The organism is Pedobacter nutrimenti (genome assembly GCF_003208655.1).
In the GTDB taxonomy this organism is placed as follows: domain Bacteria; phylum Bacteroidota; class Bacteroidia; order Sphingobacteriales; family Sphingobacteriaceae; genus Pedobacter; species Pedobacter nutrimenti.
In genome coordinates this window covers 52,173-70,388 of the sequence record NZ_QKLU01000009.1, presented here as the reverse complement: position 1 = coordinate 70,388, position 18,216 = coordinate 52,173, and the positions used below count along the sequence as shown (strand labels likewise).

Annotated in this window: 16 protein-coding genes and 1 tRNA gene; 9 read left to right on the top strand and 8 right to left on the bottom strand. The window is 43.2% G+C overall.

Going from position 1 to position 18,216, the window contains the following annotated elements; genetic code table 11:
- Nucleotides 1-53 precede the first annotated feature (53 nt).
- A complete protein-coding gene (locus tag B0O44_RS21465; protein WP_110834156.1) occupies nucleotides 54-626 on the bottom strand; it encodes a hypothetical protein in 573 nt (190 codons plus the stop codon).
- 15 nt (nucleotides 627-641) lie between these two features.
- Nucleotides 642-1,361, bottom strand: coding sequence for a pyridoxine 5'-phosphate synthase (locus B0O44_RS21460; RefSeq protein ID WP_110834155.1), 720 nt, complete (start codon nucleotides 1,359-1,361; stop codon nucleotides 642-644).
- Between the two features lie 24 nt (nucleotides 1,362-1,385).
- Here B0O44_RS21460 and B0O44_RS21455 point away from each other — a divergent pair, with 24 nt between their 5' ends.
- Entirely contained in the window at nucleotides 1,386-2,381 is a 996-nt protein-coding gene (locus B0O44_RS21455) for a polysaccharide deacetylase family protein (RefSeq protein WP_110834154.1), read from the top strand.
- Between the two features lie 53 nt (nucleotides 2,382-2,434).
- Here B0O44_RS21455 and ahcY read toward each other — a convergent pair whose 3' ends face one another.
- On the bottom strand, nucleotides 2,435-3,751 hold the full coding sequence (gene ahcY / locus B0O44_RS21450) for an adenosylhomocysteinase (RefSeq protein WP_110834153.1): 1,317 nt from the start codon (nucleotides 3,749-3,751) through the stop codon (nucleotides 2,435-2,437).
- A gap of 289 nt (nucleotides 3,752-4,040) precedes the next feature.
- Between ahcY and B0O44_RS21445 the strand changes: the two genes are divergently transcribed.
- The 5 genes from B0O44_RS21445 to B0O44_RS21425 all read left to right on the top strand — a co-directional run bounded on the left by B0O44_RS21445 (nucleotide 4,041) and on the right by B0O44_RS21425 (nucleotide 12,265).
- Nucleotides 4,041-4,820 carry a BPL-N domain-containing protein gene (locus tag B0O44_RS21445; protein ID WP_110834152.1) on the top strand — a complete coding sequence of 260 codons (780 nt, stop codon included), beginning with the start codon at nucleotides 4,041-4,043 and terminating at the stop codon, nucleotides 4,818-4,820.
- A gap of 453 nt (nucleotides 4,821-5,273) precedes the next feature.
- Nucleotides 5,274-5,582 carry a DUF6660 family protein gene (locus B0O44_RS21440; protein ID WP_146229884.1) on the top strand — a complete coding sequence of 103 codons (309 nt, stop codon included), beginning with the start codon at nucleotides 5,274-5,276 and terminating at the stop codon, nucleotides 5,580-5,582.
- Nucleotides 5,583-5,776: 194 nt separating this feature from the next.
- Nucleotides 5,777-10,147 (top strand): CusA/CzcA family heavy metal efflux RND transporter, encoded by a 4,371-nt coding sequence (locus B0O44_RS21435; protein WP_110834150.1) that lies wholly within the window; start codon nucleotides 5,777-5,779, stop codon nucleotides 10,145-10,147.
- Nucleotides 10,148-10,151: 4 nt separating this feature from the next.
- Nucleotides 10,152-11,360: an efflux RND transporter periplasmic adaptor subunit gene (locus tag B0O44_RS21430; RefSeq protein ID WP_245943763.1), complete on the top strand. Its 1,209-nt coding sequence runs from the start codon at nucleotides 10,152-10,154 to the stop codon at nucleotides 11,358-11,360.
- A gap of 14 nt (nucleotides 11,361-11,374) precedes the next feature.
- Nucleotides 11,375-12,265, top strand: a complete 891-nt coding sequence (locus tag B0O44_RS21425) for a cation diffusion facilitator family transporter (protein WP_110834149.1) — start codon at nucleotides 11,375-11,377, stop codon at nucleotides 12,263-12,265.
- A 38-nt stretch (nucleotides 12,266-12,303) separates the two neighbouring features.
- Here the strand turns inward: B0O44_RS21425 and B0O44_RS21420 are convergent, their stop codons facing one another.
- The gene (locus tag B0O44_RS21420; RefSeq protein WP_110834315.1) at nucleotides 12,304-13,080 is read right to left on the bottom strand and encodes a hypothetical protein; all 777 of its coding nucleotides are present in this window, start codon (nucleotides 13,078-13,080) and stop codon (nucleotides 12,304-12,306) included.
- A gap of 209 nt (nucleotides 13,081-13,289) precedes the next feature.
- Nucleotides 13,290-13,363, bottom strand: a tRNA-Asn gene (locus tag B0O44_RS21415).
- Nucleotides 13,364-13,585: 222 nt separating this feature from the next.
- Between B0O44_RS21415 and B0O44_RS21410 the strand changes: the two genes are divergently transcribed.
- The gene (locus tag B0O44_RS21410) at nucleotides 13,586-13,996 is read left to right on the top strand and encodes a BrxA/BrxB family bacilliredoxin (RefSeq protein WP_110834148.1); all 411 of its coding nucleotides are present in this window, start codon (nucleotides 13,586-13,588) and stop codon (nucleotides 13,994-13,996) included.
- A gap of 60 nt (nucleotides 13,997-14,056) precedes the next feature.
- On the opposite strand, the gene B0O44_RS21405 is transcribed toward B0O44_RS21410, so the two are convergent.
- From B0O44_RS21405 to folP, 3 genes are all read right to left on the bottom strand, one after another.
- Nucleotides 14,057-14,599, bottom strand: coding sequence for an SRPBCC family protein (locus B0O44_RS21405; RefSeq protein WP_110834314.1), 543 nt, complete (start codon nucleotides 14,597-14,599; stop codon nucleotides 14,057-14,059).
- A gap of 104 nt (nucleotides 14,600-14,703) precedes the next feature.
- Nucleotides 14,704-15,495: a diadenylate cyclase CdaA gene (gene cdaA, locus B0O44_RS21400; RefSeq protein WP_110834147.1), complete on the bottom strand. Its 792-nt coding sequence runs from the start codon at nucleotides 15,493-15,495 to the stop codon at nucleotides 14,704-14,706.
- Between the two features lie 30 nt (nucleotides 15,496-15,525).
- Nucleotides 15,526-16,389, bottom strand: a complete 864-nt coding sequence (gene folP, locus B0O44_RS21395; RefSeq protein ID WP_110834146.1) for a dihydropteroate synthase — start codon at nucleotides 16,387-16,389, stop codon at nucleotides 15,526-15,528.
- Nucleotides 16,390-16,452: 63 nt separating this feature from the next.
- Here folP and B0O44_RS21390 point away from each other — a divergent pair, with 63 nt between their 5' ends.
- Together B0O44_RS21390 and B0O44_RS21385 are read left to right on the top strand one after the other, a co-directional pair.
- Nucleotides 16,453-16,995, top strand: a complete 543-nt coding sequence (locus B0O44_RS21390) for a DUF1599 domain-containing protein (RefSeq protein WP_110834145.1) — start codon at nucleotides 16,453-16,455, stop codon at nucleotides 16,993-16,995.
- 62 nt (nucleotides 16,996-17,057) lie between these two features.
- On the top strand, nucleotides 17,058-18,215 hold the full coding sequence (locus B0O44_RS21385; RefSeq protein ID WP_110834144.1) for a BT_3928 family protein: 1,158 nt from the start codon (nucleotides 17,058-17,060) through the stop codon (nucleotides 18,213-18,215).
- Nucleotide 18,216: the final 1 nt, after the last annotated feature.

Here is an 18,216-nt window from a genome sequence, read left to right as displayed (position 1 = left end):
GTAATAAAAATACCCTTACTGGTGGTTGGCTAAAACGATTATCGCTGTAGATTTTACGATTCTCCAACCATTGTCCAGCCCTCTTCTTTTTTGAATTTTAATTTATAGGTTTTAGTAATGAAATTACTTTTGCTGGCAGTATTTTTCAAAAAGACGGAAAAATCATTCAACTGTTTTTTCAAGGTAACGGTAACTTTGGCAATTCTCCCGTTGGCTTTAATCAGGTTAACCGGTTTTTCTTCATCCAAAGCATAATCCATTGCTTTTACCGTTGCTTTGTGTTCATCCTGTTTCAGTACAAATGTCTTGGCCTTGTCGGTTAGGCTGATCAGGTAAATATAAACACTGTCCCTGGAAAGGAATTTCTTTTTCTGATGGTCCAGGTTCAACTCAATAAGACCTTTCTGTGCCAGAATTTTATATTTGGCCAGCTCCGCCAGGTCGCTTTTAGTCCTGAATTTGACTTCACCCAGGTCTACATTAACGCTTTCATACTCCGGGTTGGATTTCAGGTATGCTGAAACGACCTCAGCGGCAGTGCTTTCATCTAAAACAGCTGCATTTTTACAACTGCCCAGGCAAAAAAGAAACAAGGCAGCAAGAGAGAACAAAACAGATTTTTTCATGGTGGAGGTAAAGGTTTAATTTTTCAATTGTCTGAGGTACATTTGGACGGTATTCTCCAGTCCTAAATACAGGGCGTCACTGATCAGGGCATGGCCAATACTGACTTCCAGCAAAGCAGGGACCTGAGCGGCAAAATAACTTAAGTTGTGCAGGTCCAGGTCGTGTCCGGCATTAATGCCCAATCCCAGTTCCTGAGCTCTTTTAGCTGCCTCAACATAAGGAGCAACCGCTTTGGCTTTATCCTGTGCATATTCTGTTGCATATGCTTCTGTATACAGTTCAATGCGGTCTGTTCCTGTATCTGCTGCTGCGGTGATCATTTCTTCTACGGGATCTACGAAAATCGATACCCTGATGCCTTCTTTTTTAAACAAAGCCACCATTTCCCGGAGATAATCCCTGTGTTTAAGGGTGTCCCAGCCATGGTTGGAGGTCAGCTGTCCCTGGGCATCAGGGACCAGGGTAACCTGTGCGGGTTTATTGGCCAGCACCAGGTCTATGAATTTTTGTTCCCGGCAATTGCCTTCAATGTTAAACTCTGTTGCAATAACGGCCTTCAGGTCAAAAACATCCTGATAACGGATGTGTCTTTCATCAGGTCTTGGGTGTACGGTGATCCCTTCAGCGCCAAAACGTTCACAATCCAGTGCGACTTTGACCAGGTCGGGGTTATTGCCGCCGCGGCTGTTGCGAAGCGTGGCGATTTTATTGATATTTACAGATAGTTTTGCCATGTACAAATATAAAATTATATGTTAATGAAAGGTCTTGCTATTTTTCTCCGGCAGTTGTTTTTTAGCTGTTGTTTTTTAACGGTCCCGAGCCTGTCATGCCTGGCCCAGGAGGGCATCAGCAATTACCGGCAGTTTTTTGGGACCATCCGGTATCAGGACAAAGAGCTGCTGCTGCTGAGAAGTTTTGAGCAAAATGGAAAATTGAATTATCTGGCTGCCGATCCGCAGGAAATGACTACGCTCCTGCTTCCTTCGCAGGGGCTTGTTGTTAAAAACAAAGGGTTGGCTGCCAGCCTGGATGAGTTTAAGGAAAGTCCTTACATGAATGCCATTAATGCAGTGCGGCAGCGGGCTGCTGCGTTACAGGATGCAGGGATTATTCATGGTTTTCCAAAAGAAAAAGGAGTGACCCTGACCATAGATCTTTGTCCTTCGCATAAAGCACTGGACCGGATTATTTTTACATCCCTGATTGCAGAATTTAAAAAGATTGAGCAACCTGTTCCCGTTGCAGTGTCCATTACAGGCCGCTGGATGCTGAGTCATACAGATGATTTGAACTGGTTAAAAAACCTGGTTAAAAACGGTGAAATTACGGTGACCTGGGTTAACCATTCCTATAACCATAGGGTCAGCGCATCGGCACCTTTAAAAACCAATTTTTTACTGGAACCCGGAACAGATCTTAATTTTGAAATATTGGGCACCGAACTGGCCATGTTGCAGCACGGGCTTCTGCCTTCGCTGTTTTTCCGCTTCCCAGGACTGGTTTCGGACCAGCAGGTGGTAGACAAACTGTTAACCTACGGAATAATACCGGTGGGTAGTGATGCCTGGCTGGCCAAAGGTCAAAAGGCTGCCTCCGGGAGTATTGTGCTGATCCACGGGAACGGAAATGAGCCCCTTGGCGTAAAAGATTTTATAAAACTACTGCAAACCCAGCAAAAAGCGGTTACTGGCAAAACCTGGCTGATGTATGACCTGCGGGAAAGTGTTGAGGAAGAATTCGGGCAAAAGTAAGGGTATAAAAAAAGCCGGATGATCATCCGGCTTTTTTTATAGGGAGTTTTATTTTAATATCTGTAGGTTTCCGGTTTGAACGGGCCTTCTACAGGAACACCAATGTAATCTGCCTGATCCTGATCTAAAACATCAAGCTCCACACCAATTTTAGCCAGGTGTAAACGTGCTACTTTTTCATCCAGGTGTTTTGGAAGTACATATACTTTATTCTCATATTTCTCCGGATTTGTCCACAGTTCAAGCTGTGCCAAAGTCTGGTTGGTGAAAGAATTCGACATGACAAAACTTGGGTGTCCGGTTGCACAACCTAAGTTCACCAGGCGGCCTTCGGCCAGCAGGATGATGTCTTTTCCGTCGATGGTATATTTATCTACCTGAGGTTTGATCTCTACTTTGGTATCGCCATAGTTTTTGTTTAACCAGGCGACATCAATTTCATTGTCAAAGTGACCAATGTTACAAACGATGGTTTTGTCTTTCATCACTTTGAAGTGTTCCGGACGAACGATGTTGCAGTTACCTGTAGTGGTGACCACAATATCAGCTTCTTTTACCGCTGTAGCGAATTTTTTAACTTCATAACCTTCCATTGCAGCCTGCAGGGCACAGATCGGATCAATTTCAGAAACGATTACCCTCACGCCTTGTGAACTTAAAGATTCGGCAGAACCTTTACCCACATCACCGTAACCTGCAACAACAGCGACTTTACCCGCCATCATCACATCGGTTGCACGACGGATCGCATCCACCAATGACTCACGGCAGCCATATTTGTTGTCAAATTTAGATTTGGTCACTGAATCGTTTACGTTAATTGCCGGTAAATGCAATGTTCCGTTTTTCATGCGCTCATACAGGCGGTGAACACCAGTCGTCGTTTCTTCAGAAAGACCTTTAATACCTGCAATCAGTTCAGGGTATTTGTCAAAAACCATATTGGTCAAATCACCACCATCATCCAGGATCATGTTTAATGGCTGACGTTCTGGTCCGAAGTGTAAAGTTTGTTCAATACACCAGTCAAAATCAACTTCATTTAAACCTTTCCATGCATAAACCTGAATACCGGCTGCAGCAATTGCCGCAGCAGCATGGTCTTGGGTAGAAAAAATATTGCAGGAAGACCAGGTTACTTCTGCACCCAGTTCAACTAAAGTTTCAATTAGAACGGCTGTCTGAATGGTCATGTGAAGGCATCCGGCAATACGGGCACCTTTTAAAGGTTTTGAAGGTCCGAATTCTGCACGAAGGGACATTAAACCGGGCATTTCAGCCTCTGCAAGTTCAATTTCTTTACGGCCCCATTCTGCCAGTGAAATGTCCTTAACTTTGTAAGGAACGAAAGTTGTCTCTACTGATGACATATTGTTTTTTTTAATTATTTGTTTTTCAATATTCTAACGATTTTCCATGTTGCTTTTGTAAACAAATTTGCAGACACTTCCAATGTGCCACAAAAATACATAAAATAGATGTGAATAATAAATGCAAACATGATATGTATCAATGCATACTCAAAATTATACGTTTCAATTACTTTTTACAACCGAATAGATAGGACGTTTCAGATTTTCATTTGTCTTATTTTAAAAAGGGTTAAATAACTTCTGGTAACCGACCAGTTCATTATTATGAACAATAAATAAAAAGCTGATGCATCGTATTAAACTCCTTTTATCCTTACTGGTCGCAATTACTTTAGCCAGTTGCAGCAAAAGCCACTCCGAAACACCCGTTCCTTTCGAAAGTAAGGACTTAAAGAAAGGTGATACGCTCCGTGTGGCCGTCTATAGAGGTGCTGCTTCCTGTGATCGCTGCAGCAGAACTGTAAAATCAGCGATCGAGAAAATGGGTGTCAAATTCCGGATTGATTTTGTTGGGCCAAATGAACAGATTGACATAACGACTAAAACGCTAAGCCGTTATGATATCTATGTCCAACCTGGAGGAGGACAGGATATCCCTGGTGCATTTAAGAGTTTGGGCAACAAACGTGTCGAAGCGATTCGTAAATATGTTTTGAGCGGGGGCTATTATCTTGGTTTATGCATGGGGGCATATCTTGCCGGAGAATCCTATTTGGGCCTGATTGATGGTGACCTTGATGGAGAAGTGGGACGTCCGGGCTTTCCGGTCACTACCGATAAAGACGCATCAGTTGTTGTGTATTGGAAAGGTCATAAGGAAAACATTTTTTTTCAGGATGGACCCTATCTGTTTTCCAAAAGTAATGATCCGAAGTTCTCAAAAATTGCGACCTATGAAAATGGAGATCTGGCCGCCGCACGGTATTCCTACGGGAGTGGACTTGTCATTTTGACCGGCCCCCATGCGGAAGCGGACAGCAATTGGTTTGAAGATGCTGAAATTCCATCGGGAAGAAGGCCCGCTCGTGAGCTTTTTAAAGACCTGATCTATAGTTTTTACCAGTAAACCCGTTGATAAAGAAAACGGGATGTATGTTTCGGTGAAAACAGCCCCCTTTTTCCAGATGAAACTCTGAAAGGAGCCCGGCAGTCCGGACTGGGTTCCCTCATTAATAGTTTTGAAGATTTCTTTTCCTTCTGATCCGCCGCAGAAAAAGACAGGTCAAATTGAAAGTTGCCGGTTGGTCAACTATAGGATGAGTCCGGGATGAGTCCGATATGAATGCAGTTTGACTGCGGATTTTTATCTAAAAAACGGGACTCATAAGGCAAGCATATTTCATCAATATCGGATTCATTTTCCAACAACTAAAGGCATACTCTGGGGGCGGTTAAAAATCTGCCTTGCAATCGGATTGCATTCTTTTAAAATAAAGGAGAGTTCCGTGAATTCTTTTTACTTTTGTTTCCGGAAGATGAATCCTTCGGGAAAATCCATCGGACATCAATTATTAAACAGATGAAACTGGCATCCATCATAGCAATCATTTTTGTACTGGCACTGAATATGGTGCCTTGCTCTGATGTGGTGGCTATGAATGCCCCGTTTAAAACAGAACTTCGTTCAGCAGATCAACATGCAGAAAAGTCAGCCGATGCCTGCAGTCCTTTCTGTCACTGCAGCTGCTGTTCTGCTTCTTCACTGATTGTATTTTCAACATTGAAACTGGTTCCTTTTTCTGATCAGGGGCAGGCATACAGGCCTCAAAGCACAGAAAAATTTATCGATGTCAGTCTTCCGGTCTGGCAGCCCCCTCAGTTGCATTAATCTTTTCGTTGCTTCCTGTGTTTTTTTAACGCACTGGTCGGCCGCAGGCTTTTAAAGCCTTGTGTTCTGGCTTTGAAAAAAAATACTGCTGAAGTTTCATGATTACCCCTTTGCCCAGAGTACACCAGGTCTGTCCTGGTCTCCTGTCTGCCGCTGCAAAGGGATGCTTAAACTGTTCATTTTAAACAAAAAAAATGTTAAATAAGATCATCAGATTCTCCATTCACAATAAACTTGTGATTGGTTTATTTACCCTTGCATTGATTGCCTGGGGCTTATATTCGTTGAAGGAACTGCCTATTGATGCCGTTCCTGACATTACCAATAACCAGGTGCAGGTCATTACCCTGAGCCCTTCCCTTGCCACGCAGGAAGTAGAACGTTTAATAACTTTTCCTGTTGAACAGACCATGTCGACCATTCCTAAAATTGAACAGGTCCGTTCTATTTCCCGTTTTGGTCTTTCGGTGGTCACAATTGTTTTTCACGACAATGTAGACATCTACTGGGCCAGACAACAAGTCAATGAAAAATTATCAGAAGCCAAAAACAACATCCCTCCGGGAATTGGAAATCCCGAGATTTCACCTATTTCCACAGGTCTTGGTGAAATTTATCAATACGTCATTCACGCTAAACCTGGCTTTGAAAAAAAATATGATGCCAGGGAACTGCGGAGCATACAAGACTGGATTGTCCGTCGTCAGCTGTTGGGTACACCTGGCATTGCCGAGGTCAATAGCTTTGGTGGCTTGCTCAAACAATATGAAATTGCCATTAACCCCGACAAACTGAACAGTTTTAATTTAAGCATCAGTGATGTCTTTACTGCGCTGGAAAAGAACAATCAGAATACAGGAGGGGCTTATATCGATAAAAAACCAAATGCCTACTTCATCAGAAGTGAAGGTTTGGTTGGAAATATAGACGACATTAATAAAATTGTCGTAAAAAACGGGAGTAATGGCCTGCCCGTGCTGGTGCGGGACATTGCCACGGTACAGATCGGAAATTCTATCCGTTATGGCGCGCTGACAAGAAATGGAAAAGGGGAGGCCGTAGGCGGGATTGTGATGATGCTTAAAGGCTCCAATGCCAATAATGTCGTTGCTTTGGTTAAGGAAAAAATTGCCAGAATCAATAAAACCTTACCCGAAGGTGTGGAGGTGGAACCTTTTCTGGACCGGAGCGCCTTAGTAGACCGGGCCATTGGCACAGTGGCCAAAAACCTAATCGAAGGGGCCCTAATTGTTATTTTTGTGCTGGTGCTTTTCCTGGGTAATTTCCGGGCCGGACTGGTGGTGGCCTCCGTAATTCCTTTGTCTATGTTGTTTGCCATTGCCCTGATGAAGGTCTTTGGCGTTTCGGGAAACCTAATGAGCCTGGGGGCCATTGATTTTGGCTTAATTGTCGATGGCGCTGTCATTATTGTGGAGGCGACGATGCACCTTTTGGGCATGAACAAAGGAAAAGAAAGGCTGACCCAGACAGAAATGGATGAGCAGGTAGAACAATCGGCTACAAAAATGATGAGTGCGGCCGCTTTTGGTCAAATCATTATCCTGATTGTTTATTTACCTATTCTGGCTTTAGTCGGTATTGAGGGCAAAATGTTTGGACCAATGGCCCAAACGGTGTCTTTTGCAATTCTGGGTGCTTTCCTGTTGTCCCTGACCTATGTGCCTATGATGTCTTCCTTACTGCTCAGCAAGAAAATTGCACACAAAAAGAATTTTTCGGACCGTATGATGGATTTTTTCCAGAAGTACTACAGTCCGATGATCAATGGGGCCCTGCGCAAACGTGTAACAGTAGTATTACTGTCGGTTGTTCTGTTGGTGATCAGTGTTTTTCTTTTTATGAGAATGGGGGGAGAGTTTATTCCTACGCTGGAAGAAGGTGATTTTGCGGTAGAAACCCGTTTGCTCACCGGAAGTTCTTTAAGCCAGACCATAGATAAGGTCAATCAGGCTTCTTCTATATTGATGAAAAAATTTCCGGAAGTTAAAGAAGTCATCGGAAAGATCGGCGCAGCAGAAATTCCTACAGATCCTATGCCGATGGAATCCTGTGATTTGACGATTCTTTTGAAGAATAAAAAAGAGTGGGTCAGCGCAGCAAGCCGGGAAGAGCTGGCCAATAAAATGGCAGAAGCCCTGGCCGATATTCCGGGGGTGACCTTTGGTTTTTCGCAGCCCATACAACTTCGTTCCAATGAGTTGATTTCGGGGGTAAGACAGGACATCGGGATTAAAATTTTTGGAGATGACCTGCAGACACTGACTGACCTTTCTCAAAAAGTTGGAAAAATTGTAAACACGGTTTCTGGTGCAAAAGACCTGTATCTGGAGCAGGCTACAGGTTTGCCACAAATTGTGGTGAAAATTAACAGGGACCAGATTGCCCGTTACGGTCTGGATATTGAAGCCGTGAACCAGGCCATTAATGCAGCTTTTGCAGGCCAGTCTGCCGGATTGGTTTATGAAGGGGAAAGAAGATATGATATGGTGGTCAGACTTTCCGAAGAAAACCGTCAGGGCATTGATGATGTCAGAAACATTTACATTTCCGCTGCAGATGGCAGTAAAATTCCATTGTCGCAGCTGGCTTCTGTGGAATTCCAGGTTGGGCCCAATCAGATCCAGCGGGAAGATACCAAGCGCAGGATCATTGTCGGGTTGAACGTCAGGGGCAGGGATATTGCCAGCGTGGTGACCGAAATAGAAGAAAAAATTGCGCAGCAGATCAAATTTCCGGCAGGGTATTACATTACCTATGGTGGACAGTTTGAAAATTTAAAGGCAGCGACACAGCGTTTGTCTGTCGCGGTTCCGATTGCCTTACTGTTGATTTTACTGTTGTTGTATTTTTCTTTCGGATCGGTGAAACAATCTGTGCTTATTTTTTCTGCCATTCCTATGGCGGCCATAGGAGGGGTATTTGCTTTGCTGCTCAGGGGAATGCCTTTTAGCATTTCGGCAGGGGTCGGTTTTATAGCCCTGTTTGGTGTAGCCGTTTTAAATGGTATTGTGCTCATTACAGAGTTCAACCGTTTAAAAGAAAGCGGGATCTCCGACCTGAAAGAAATTGTGTTGAAAGGAACAGCCCTGCGTTTAAGGCCGGTTTTAATGACGGCAACTGTTGCCTCTTTGGGTTTTTTGCCTATGGCCCTTTCTTCGGCGGCAGGTGCTGAGGTGCAAAAACCGCTGGCCACAGTTGTGATTGGCGGATTGATTACTTCTACCATTTTAACTTTACTCGTTCTTCCGGTGTTGTACACTTATTTTGAAAGCTTTAAGCGGGTTAAAAAAAGTATTGCAGCTGCCGTACTTGTTTTTTTAGCTGGTCTTTCCTTTATGCCAGCCCCGGTCCAGGCACAAAGTCGCGCTGCTGTAAAGTCCCTTACTTTGCAGCAGGCTGTGGACATGGCTTTAGCCAATAATCAAATGGTTAAAACTTCGCAGCTGCAAATAGACCAGCAAAATGCTTTAAAGGGGTCGGCAATGGACCTGGGCAAAACCAGTTTCAGCATCCAGTACGGGCAGATGAACAGCATTAAAAGGGACAACAATATTTCAGTTCAGCAAAGTATCCCTTATCCTGGTCTGATGGTCAAACAAAAGCAGCTTTACCAGGCGCAGGTACGGGGCTCGGAACTGAACCTTTCCGTTAGTCAGAATGAACTGATTTACCAGGTGAGGAGCACTTATGCCCAGTTGGGTTATTTTAATGCCCTGCAGAAATTGTATCAGAGCCAGGATTCTATTTTTAGTAACTTTTTGAAAGCCTCCTCGCTGCGGTATCAGACCGGAGAGACCAATATGCTGGAAAGGACTACTGCCGAAACCCAACTCAATGAAGTGCGCAACCAGCTGGAAAAAAACCGCTCGGATGTGGCCATTTATACTTCCGAACTTCAACGGCTTTTAAATACACGCGAAGCCATTACCGTTATTCAGGAAGACCTGCATAAAGAGGAGTGGACCCAGGGCCTGACCGATAGCCTGAAAAGCAATCCGTTACTGGCCTTGCAGCAACAGCAGATTGAGATTGCAAAAAGATCTGTAGAGTTGGAACGTTCCAAAGCTGGTCCGGATTTTTCCCTGGGTTATTTTAACCAGTCCATCATAGGCAGTCAGACGGTCAATGGTCAGGAACTGTCTTTTGGAGCTACGAAACGTTTCCAGGGGGTGCAGGCGGGAATTTCGCTTCCTTTGTTCTTCAAGCCTTTTTCCAGCCGGATCAAAGCGGCCAAGGTCCAGCAGCAAATTGCACAGACACAGTTCAGTTTGTTCGAAAACAATCTTCAGGCGCAATATCAGCAGGCCTGGCAGGGGCAGCTTAAAAATTCAAAAAGTATTGAATACTATGAAAAAAGTGCCCTTCCAAATGTCAACCTCATTTTAAAACAATCACAAATTGCTTTTCAAAGCGGGGACATTGGCTATCTGGAGTTTTCACAGGCCCTGCGGACCTATTCGGACATTCGCTTCAGTTACCTGCAGGCACTTAATCAATACAATCAATCTATTTACACGCTTCAATACCTCATTGGTTTAAAATAATAAAATGATGAAAAAGATTCAATTTAGTTCCTTCCTTTATGTGCTGTTTCCGTTAACGGTGCTGCTGAGTTCCTGCGGTGGGGAGAAAAAGGAAAGCAAGACAGAAACAGCAGCGGTTCCCGTCAAAGAAGATGACAATGCAGTAGAGCTCAGTGCCGGTCAGTATAAAACTTCAGGGATCACCCTGGGCATCCTGGAAAAGAAACCCATTAGCGGCGTGTTGAAGGTTAATGGGTTTATAGATGTACCGCCTGAAAACCTGATCAGCATCACCACCCAGATGGGGGGAATTGTAAAGTCAACACCCCTGCTTCAGGGCAGTCTGGTGAGTAAAGGCCAGGTGATTGCCGTTTTGCAAAATCAGGATTATGTACAGCTGCAGCAGGATTACCTGGAAAACAGAAGCCAGCTGGAACTGGCCGATGCGGAATACAAACGTCAGCAGGAGCTGTCCAGGCAAAACATCAATGCCCAGAAAGTATTGCAGCAGGCCCGGTCGCAATACCAGACCATGCTGGCCAGATCAAGTGCTTTGCAGCAGAGGCTGCAGCTGATCAACATCAGTCCGGCGGGACTAACGGCCGGTAATATCCGCAGTACCATTAATATTTATGCACCCGTAACTGGTTATGTGACAAAAGTTAATGTAAATACTGGTAAATTCGTAACACCCAACGATGTGATGTTTGAAATTGTGAACAGTGCAAACCTGCATGTGGAGCTTAAAGTTTTCCAAAAGGATGCAGAACTGGTGAAAAAAGGACAGAAGGTCCGTTTTTCTTTGTCTAATGATCCCGAAGAAAGAATGGCAACGGTAACCCTTGTGGGAAGGGAAATTAACCAGGACAAAACCGTTACCGTGCATTGTATTTCCAATTCGCGCAGTGGAAGCCTTTTGCCTGGGGCCTACCTGCAGGCTTTTATAGAAACAGGCAGCAATAAGGTGGATGCCTTACCCGAAAGTGCAGTGGTTGACTTCGAAGGGAAAAAGTATATTTTCATCCAAACTGCAGCAAACAGGTCAGAAAAGAATATACCAGCCGGCCAGCCGGCTTCTTATCATTTTCAGAAGATTGCGGTTAAAACAGGTGCAGCAGAAGCGGGTTATGTTGAAATTGAATTGCCTGATGGAATTGACCTTTCCAAAGCTCAGATTGTAACAAAGGGGGCTTATGACCTGATCTCAAAAATGAAAAATAGTGAAGAAGAATAATTAATATTCATCCTATGGCAACACAAACCGTTGTTTCGCAATCGGCCCTGCATAAGGGCCGTTTAAAACTGGTACTGGGTTTTACCTCTTTGTACCTGATCGTTGAAGTCATTGGTGGGATCTGGACCAAAAGTCTGGCTTTGCTGGCCGATGCCGGACACATGATGACAGATGTGGGCGGACTTGCCCTTTCTCTGATTGCCATCAGCCTGGCAGAGCGAAAAGCCTCCCCTCAGCGTACCTATGGCTACTACCGTGCAGAAATACTTGCGGCATTGACCAATGCGGTGGTGTTGATTGGTATTTCTGTTTACATTCTTTATGAAGCCTATCTGCGTTTTTTGAACCCTCCGGAGGTGGAAAGTAAAGAAATGCTGGTCGTGGCCGCGATTGGTCTGCTGGTAAATGTGGCGGGTATGATGATTTTAAGAAAAAGCTCCAAAGACAGTCTGAACATGAAAGGCGCTTATTTTGAAGTACTTTCTGACATGCTGACCTCTATTGGGGTGATTGTTGCAGGGGTTATTATGCTGACTACGGGCTGGTATTATGCCGACCCTTTACTTTCGGCAGGAATCGGTTTACTGATTTTACCCAGGACCTGGATCCTGATGAAGGAGTCGATCCATGTTTTACTGGAAGGCACCCCTAAGGATGTGGACATTGCTGCGCTTGAAAAAGCAATGCTGGAACTCGATGAGGTGGAGTCTGTTCATGACCTGCATGTCTGGACCCTGACCTCGGGGGTAAATGCCATGAGTGCCCATGTGGTGGTAAAAGAGGCTGCGGTTTACAACAGGGTTCTGGAAGCCCTTCAAAAGGAAATTAAAGACAATTTTAATGTGGTACATACAACCCTTCAGTTGGAAGGAAAGGGCTTTAACGAAGCGGAAATACCTTTTTAGTATTCCAATGCCCGGCTCTGCCGGGCATTGGAATACTTTTAAAATTTAATGGATAGTTTTTCAGCAATTAAATTGCCATTCTGATAATATTCATAAAACCAGGTGCCGTTTTTCTTGAAAACGATTCCATGAGAGTTGCTGTTTTCTGCTATAAAATAGTCCTGCGAAGAAGTTGTAAGCAAGGTTAAAATAATTTTTGGTGTCGTATCTATCAACTGATAACCTTTAGTGGTTGGCTGGGCATACAGGGTGCCTTCAGGCTGTTTAAGTTCTGGGGTAGCCACTTTTGCCGGAACAGAAGCCGTAGTTGCCATGGGGGTGCTTACTGCTGGGCCAGCTGGTATTGTTGAAGTAGTTGATGCGGCAGCCGTTTGTACCGTAGCGGGTCCGCTATAGGCATACTGAATCTCATTAAAGGAACTGAGCGCATCTCTTAAAGCCAGGTTGTAAGAGGTGTTGTATTCTTTTTCCCTGCTTTTTCCTTCTTTGCTCGTAAAAAGAATATTGCCCTTGCAATCTTTTAATACAACAGTAACATTTGTGGTAAACATGCCGTTTTTTTCTAATACATCTGCATTTAAGGCATTACACCTGTTGCCCGCAAGCTCTGCTGGTAATTCTGAATTGTCAAAATAACTGGTAAATCCTTTTTCCTGAAGGAAAATTTTTAGCAGTGTATTGAGCCTGTATTGATCCTTTTGTTTGAGGAAACTAAACTTTTCGGGCACGATTACATATTTGTAATTGTTAATGGTATTCTGGGCAAATCCCGAAAAGGAAATCAAAAGAAGGAAGGATAGGATGTATTTTTTCATGTTCAACATGCATTAATGTGTAGAATTCTGTGCTGTTTAATCGCTTTTGGCTAAGATACAAATAAAGTTAGGATTGTTTTAAACAGTGGAAACTAGTTAAAGTGATTTTGTGCAAAACTTTAAGCGGGGAGTCCTGCTGTGTTGGTTTTCAGGCCTTGACCCAAAAATAAAAGACGTAAAAAAAGCCCCGCATTTCTGTGAGGCTTTTGCTCCCGAAGCTGGGCTCGAACCAGCGACCCTCTGATTAACAGTCAGATGCTCTAACCGGCTGAGCTATTCGGGATTCTACGGTTAAAAAGGGGCTATCCCTTTTTGCGGCTGCAATATTAGGGAATCTCTTTCATTAAAAAAAGGAAAAAATTAAATTTATCGGTCCCGGCTTAAATTTATGGACTGGATATGCTAAGTAATTTGAAGGTAAAAACTGGGCCGCTGTTTTGATGCTAAGCAGCAGTAGAGTACCTTTGTATAATATTAAGATTAAAATAACCAAAAATATAAAAATATGTATCCTGAATATTTAGTTGAACCGATGCGTGCTGAACTCACCAAAGTTGGCTTTGAAGAGATGAAAACCGCAGAAGAGGTTGATAATGCCATCAAAACTGAAGGAACAGTGTTTGTTGTTGTCAATTCTGTTTGCGGCTGTGCGGCTGCCAATGCGCGTCCTGCAGCAAGAATGGCTGCGGCAAATGAAAAACATCCAGATAAACTGGTGACTGTTTTTGCAGGAATGGAAAAAGAAGCCGTAGACAGGGCCAGAGGTTATATGATGCCTTTCCCACCATCATCGCCTTCTATGGCTTTGTTTAAAGATGGTAAGCTGGTTCATATGATCGAGCGTCATCAGATTGAAGGCCGTCCGGCACAAATGATCGCAGACAGTCTGATTGGTGCTTTTGAGCAATATTGCTAGGGAGCAGCTGTAAAAAAAGAAGGGCCGATAATTTATCGGCCCTTCTTTTTTTACTCGGTTTTACATTTTTTCCATAATGCCTTTCAGATTTTCCAGTCCGATTTGTAAATCGCCTCCGATCATTTTATCCATATTCATGCAAAGTGCCATCAGGTTCATCGGATAATTCATTTTACCATTAAAAACCCATTTTACTTTTGTGGCAGCCGGGCCAGCATCTTCTGTAGTCATATAGGCGGTGCAGGTAGACTCGAACGGTTTGATAAATCTGATCTCCGTGTCCAGCCGCTGCCCTTCGGTTAATTTTTTAATTTCCTGTTCGCCCTTGCCCACATCCTTCTGATTGCTTTCCCAGGCAGAAATAAAGCCAACGGTACCATCAGTGCCTTTAAACTCTGTTTTCATAGCAGGGTCCATTTTTGCCCATTTACTGAAGTTATTCTGATTTTTTAGGTATTTGATGTAATCATAAACCTCTTGTTTGGGTTTGTTGATGGTAATTTCCCGTTCTACGCTGTACTCTTTTTTAACGAACAGGGCCACAATCAGGGCCAGGACAATGAGTCCCAGGACCAGGAACAGAATTCCTTTTAAGATCTTCATAATTTTTGTTTTTTTGTGTTGGTTTGTTTGTATACCCAAGTTAATAAAGATTTCTCAATAATTCAGGGCTATTTTTCAGGCTGGTATGGAGACGAAAAATAAGTTTAAAAGTCCTTATTTAATAATTTTTCCAGCTCGCCAAAAGAAACATTCATGCGTACACGTCCTTGTTTGGCATAAGCAATTTCCCCGGTTTCTTCAGATACAATGACGGCTACTGCATCTGTATTTTCTGAAATACCAATGCCCGCACGGTGCCTTAAACCAAACTGCGGCGGAAGGTTGTCATTGTCTGTAAGGGGAAGGATACAGCTGGCACTTTTGATTTTGTTTTCTGCAATAACCACTGCGCCGTCATGAAGCGGACTGTTTTTTTGAAAGATACTTTCCAGTAGTCGTTTCGATATTTTAGAGTCTATCACCTCACAGCTATTGGCGAAAAGCTGGTCGTCATAAAATTTAACAAAAACTATGAGTGCTCCCGTTCTTGATTTTTTCATGCTTTTGCAGGCATCAATAATGGGTTTGATGCGGACCAGGTTATCTCTTTCAATTTCTTTACTTCCAAAGAGGTAGCCCCACCAGGCTTTGTTTTTTTGAAGGAAAGTATTTTTACCGATCAGCAGCAGGAAACGCCTGATTTCGGGCTGGAAAATGACAATCAGGGCAATGATTCCTACACTCATGAACTTATTGATGATGGTGGAGAGCAGGGTCATGTGTAGGGCATCCACTACATAATAAATCAGCAGGATAATGAACATACCCAGCAATAAGTTTACAGCAAGGGTGTTTTTGATCAGGCTGTAGATATAATAAATCAGCAGTGCGACAAAAATAATGTCCACCACATCTGTTACCGTTAGTTTTAAGAAATCGAAGTCAAAACTTTTCATCTCTGCCAAGTTAGGAAATTTTAAAATAGATTAAGCCGATTGCATCTTTTCAATCAATGTGATACATTCGACAGCTTCTTTTACGTCGTGCACCCTTAAAATTTTTGCACCCTTTAACAGGGCTATAGTATTGAGAACAGAACTGCCGTTTAGGGATTGATCGGGACTACTATTCAAGCTTTTGTAAATCATGGATTTTCTGGAAAACCCCACCAACAGGGGCAGTTCAAAAATATGAAGGTCTTCCATTTCCTGCAACAGCTTGTAGTTGTGCTCCAGGTTTTTTGAAAAACCAAAGCCAGGATCCAGGATCAGGTCCTTTACGCCCATTTCCCGCAACTGATGTACTTTTTTCTGAAAGTAGTCGGTCACCTCCAGGGTAATATTTTCATAAGACGGGGCATCCTGCATATTCTGAGGCGTACCCTTCATGTGCATCAGTACATAGGGAACATTGAGCTCAGCGACAGTGGGGAACATTTCAGGATCCAGTTCGCCACCGGAAATATCGTTGATCAGGTGTGCCCCGGCCTGGACGCTGTACCGGGCAACTTTAGCCCTGAAAGTGTCAACGGATAAAAAGGCTTCCGGAAAATTTTTACTGATGGCTTCTATAACCGGAACAACGCGCTGCAATTCCTCATCACCAGTTATATTTCTGGCACCTGGTCTTGAAGAATAACCTCCGATATCTATAAATTTTGCGCCTTCTTTGAGAAAATGTTCCGTTTTTTTCAGAACAGCGTCCAGTTCTGTATGCCGGCTTGCTTCAAAAAAGGAATCCGGGGTGATGTTTATAATGCCCATCACAGCAGCCTTGCTCAGATCCAGTAATCCGGTACCAAGCTTTAGGGTGGGTGTGGGGTTTCGGTTTAAAAATGTATCTTTAGCCATTGTTTTAATGCAAAAATAAGGTATTAAAACAGCTTTAAACAGACCCTAAATATTTTAATTGTTTTGGCAGCAAATACATCACAGGAATACGATTCAGTTATAGCGGTTTGCAAATCGCTTTTTATAAAGAAAACGAAAGATTATGGTACAGCATGGCGAATCCTGCGGCCTTCGTCGATTACAGATCAGATTTTTATCAAAGCCCAGCGCATCAGGACCCTTGAAGAAAAAAAGGTCTCTAAGGTAGGAGAGGACATTACCTCTGAATATATTGGGATTGTTAATTATTGCGTCATTGCCAACATGCAACTGGCTCTGAGCCCGGAAGATCCTTATGAATTGGATGTTGAAAAGGTGGAGGCTTTATTTGATACAGAGGTTAATCATACCAAGGAACTGATGTTTGCGAAAAATCATGACTATGGGGAGGCCTGGAGGGAAATGAGAATCAGTTCCCTTACCGATTTGATCCTGATGAAAATTCTCCGGGTAAAACAAATAGAGGATAACCAGGGAGAGACCCTTGTTTCCGAAGGCATCCAGGCAAACTACCAGGATATGCTTAATTATTCTGTTTTTGCATTGATTAAAATGGGTTTAAAATAAGGCTGTTTGAAAATTTAAAAGGAATAAAATCACCTTTGGTCACCCCGAAAAAATAACTACAGATGAAACAAAGAACTTTACTGAACTTTTCCCGTTTATTTGTCGGGATCCTGTTTATCTTCTCCGGATTAATTAAGGCCAATGACCCTCTTGGATTTGGTTATAAGCTGCAGGAGTATTTTGAGGTTTTTCATATCCCTTTTCTAAATGGGATAGCAACGGGTATTGCCATATTTTTATGTGTACTGGAAGTATTGCTGGGCGTTTTGCTGTTGTTGGGTTTCTGGGGTAAAAAGGTTGCTGCGGGGTTATTGGGCATCATCGTTTTTTTTACCTTCCTGACTTTTGTTTCTGCGGTTTTTAAAGTGGTCACTTCCTGTGGCTGTTTTGGGGACGCTATTCCTTTAACGCCCTGGCAGTCCTTTAGCAAGGATTTAGTCCTGCTGGCCTTTATCATTTACCTGTTTAGGTACAGGGCATACATAGAGCCGCTTTTTAGCAGTCTTAAAATGCAGCAGCGCACTGCTGTTTTTGTGACAATTGCGACTTTGATTTTTCCGTTGTATACCTATAATTATCTTCCTGTAATGGATTTTTTGCCTTATAAAATTGGAGCGGATCTTCCAGGGGAAATGCGGATTCCACCAGGAGCCATGCCGGATCAGTACGAAATCATTTATCATCTGTATAATAAAAAGACGAAAGAGAAGAAGGATATGTCTGATAAGGATTATCTGAAAGCGAAAGAAATCTGGGAAGACCCCAACTGGGAAGTTGGAAAGGATACAGAAAGCCGGTTGATCAAAAAAGGATATGAACCAAAAATCAAGGACCTGGTGATCAAAGATGCCTCTGGTACGGACTATACCAAAGAACTGATGGAGAACCCTTATTATAACCTGGTTATTGTCGCCTATAATCTGGAAGATACCAATCAGGATGCCATTTCAAAACTGAATGCCCTGGCTTTAAATGCGACTGAACAGTTCAACATCAGAACGGTTTTACTGACCTCAAATTCTGCCCAGGATGCAGAGGCCTTCAGTAAAAAAATGAAATTGTTTACGGAGATCTTTTATGCGGATGCGATACCTCTAAAAAGTATGGTCCGTGCGAATCCGGGGGTTTTGCTTCTTAAAAATGGAGTAGTGATCGGCAAATGGCATTACCATGCGGTACCTTCTTTTGACAGCTTGTCGGAAAAATATTTCAGCAAATAAA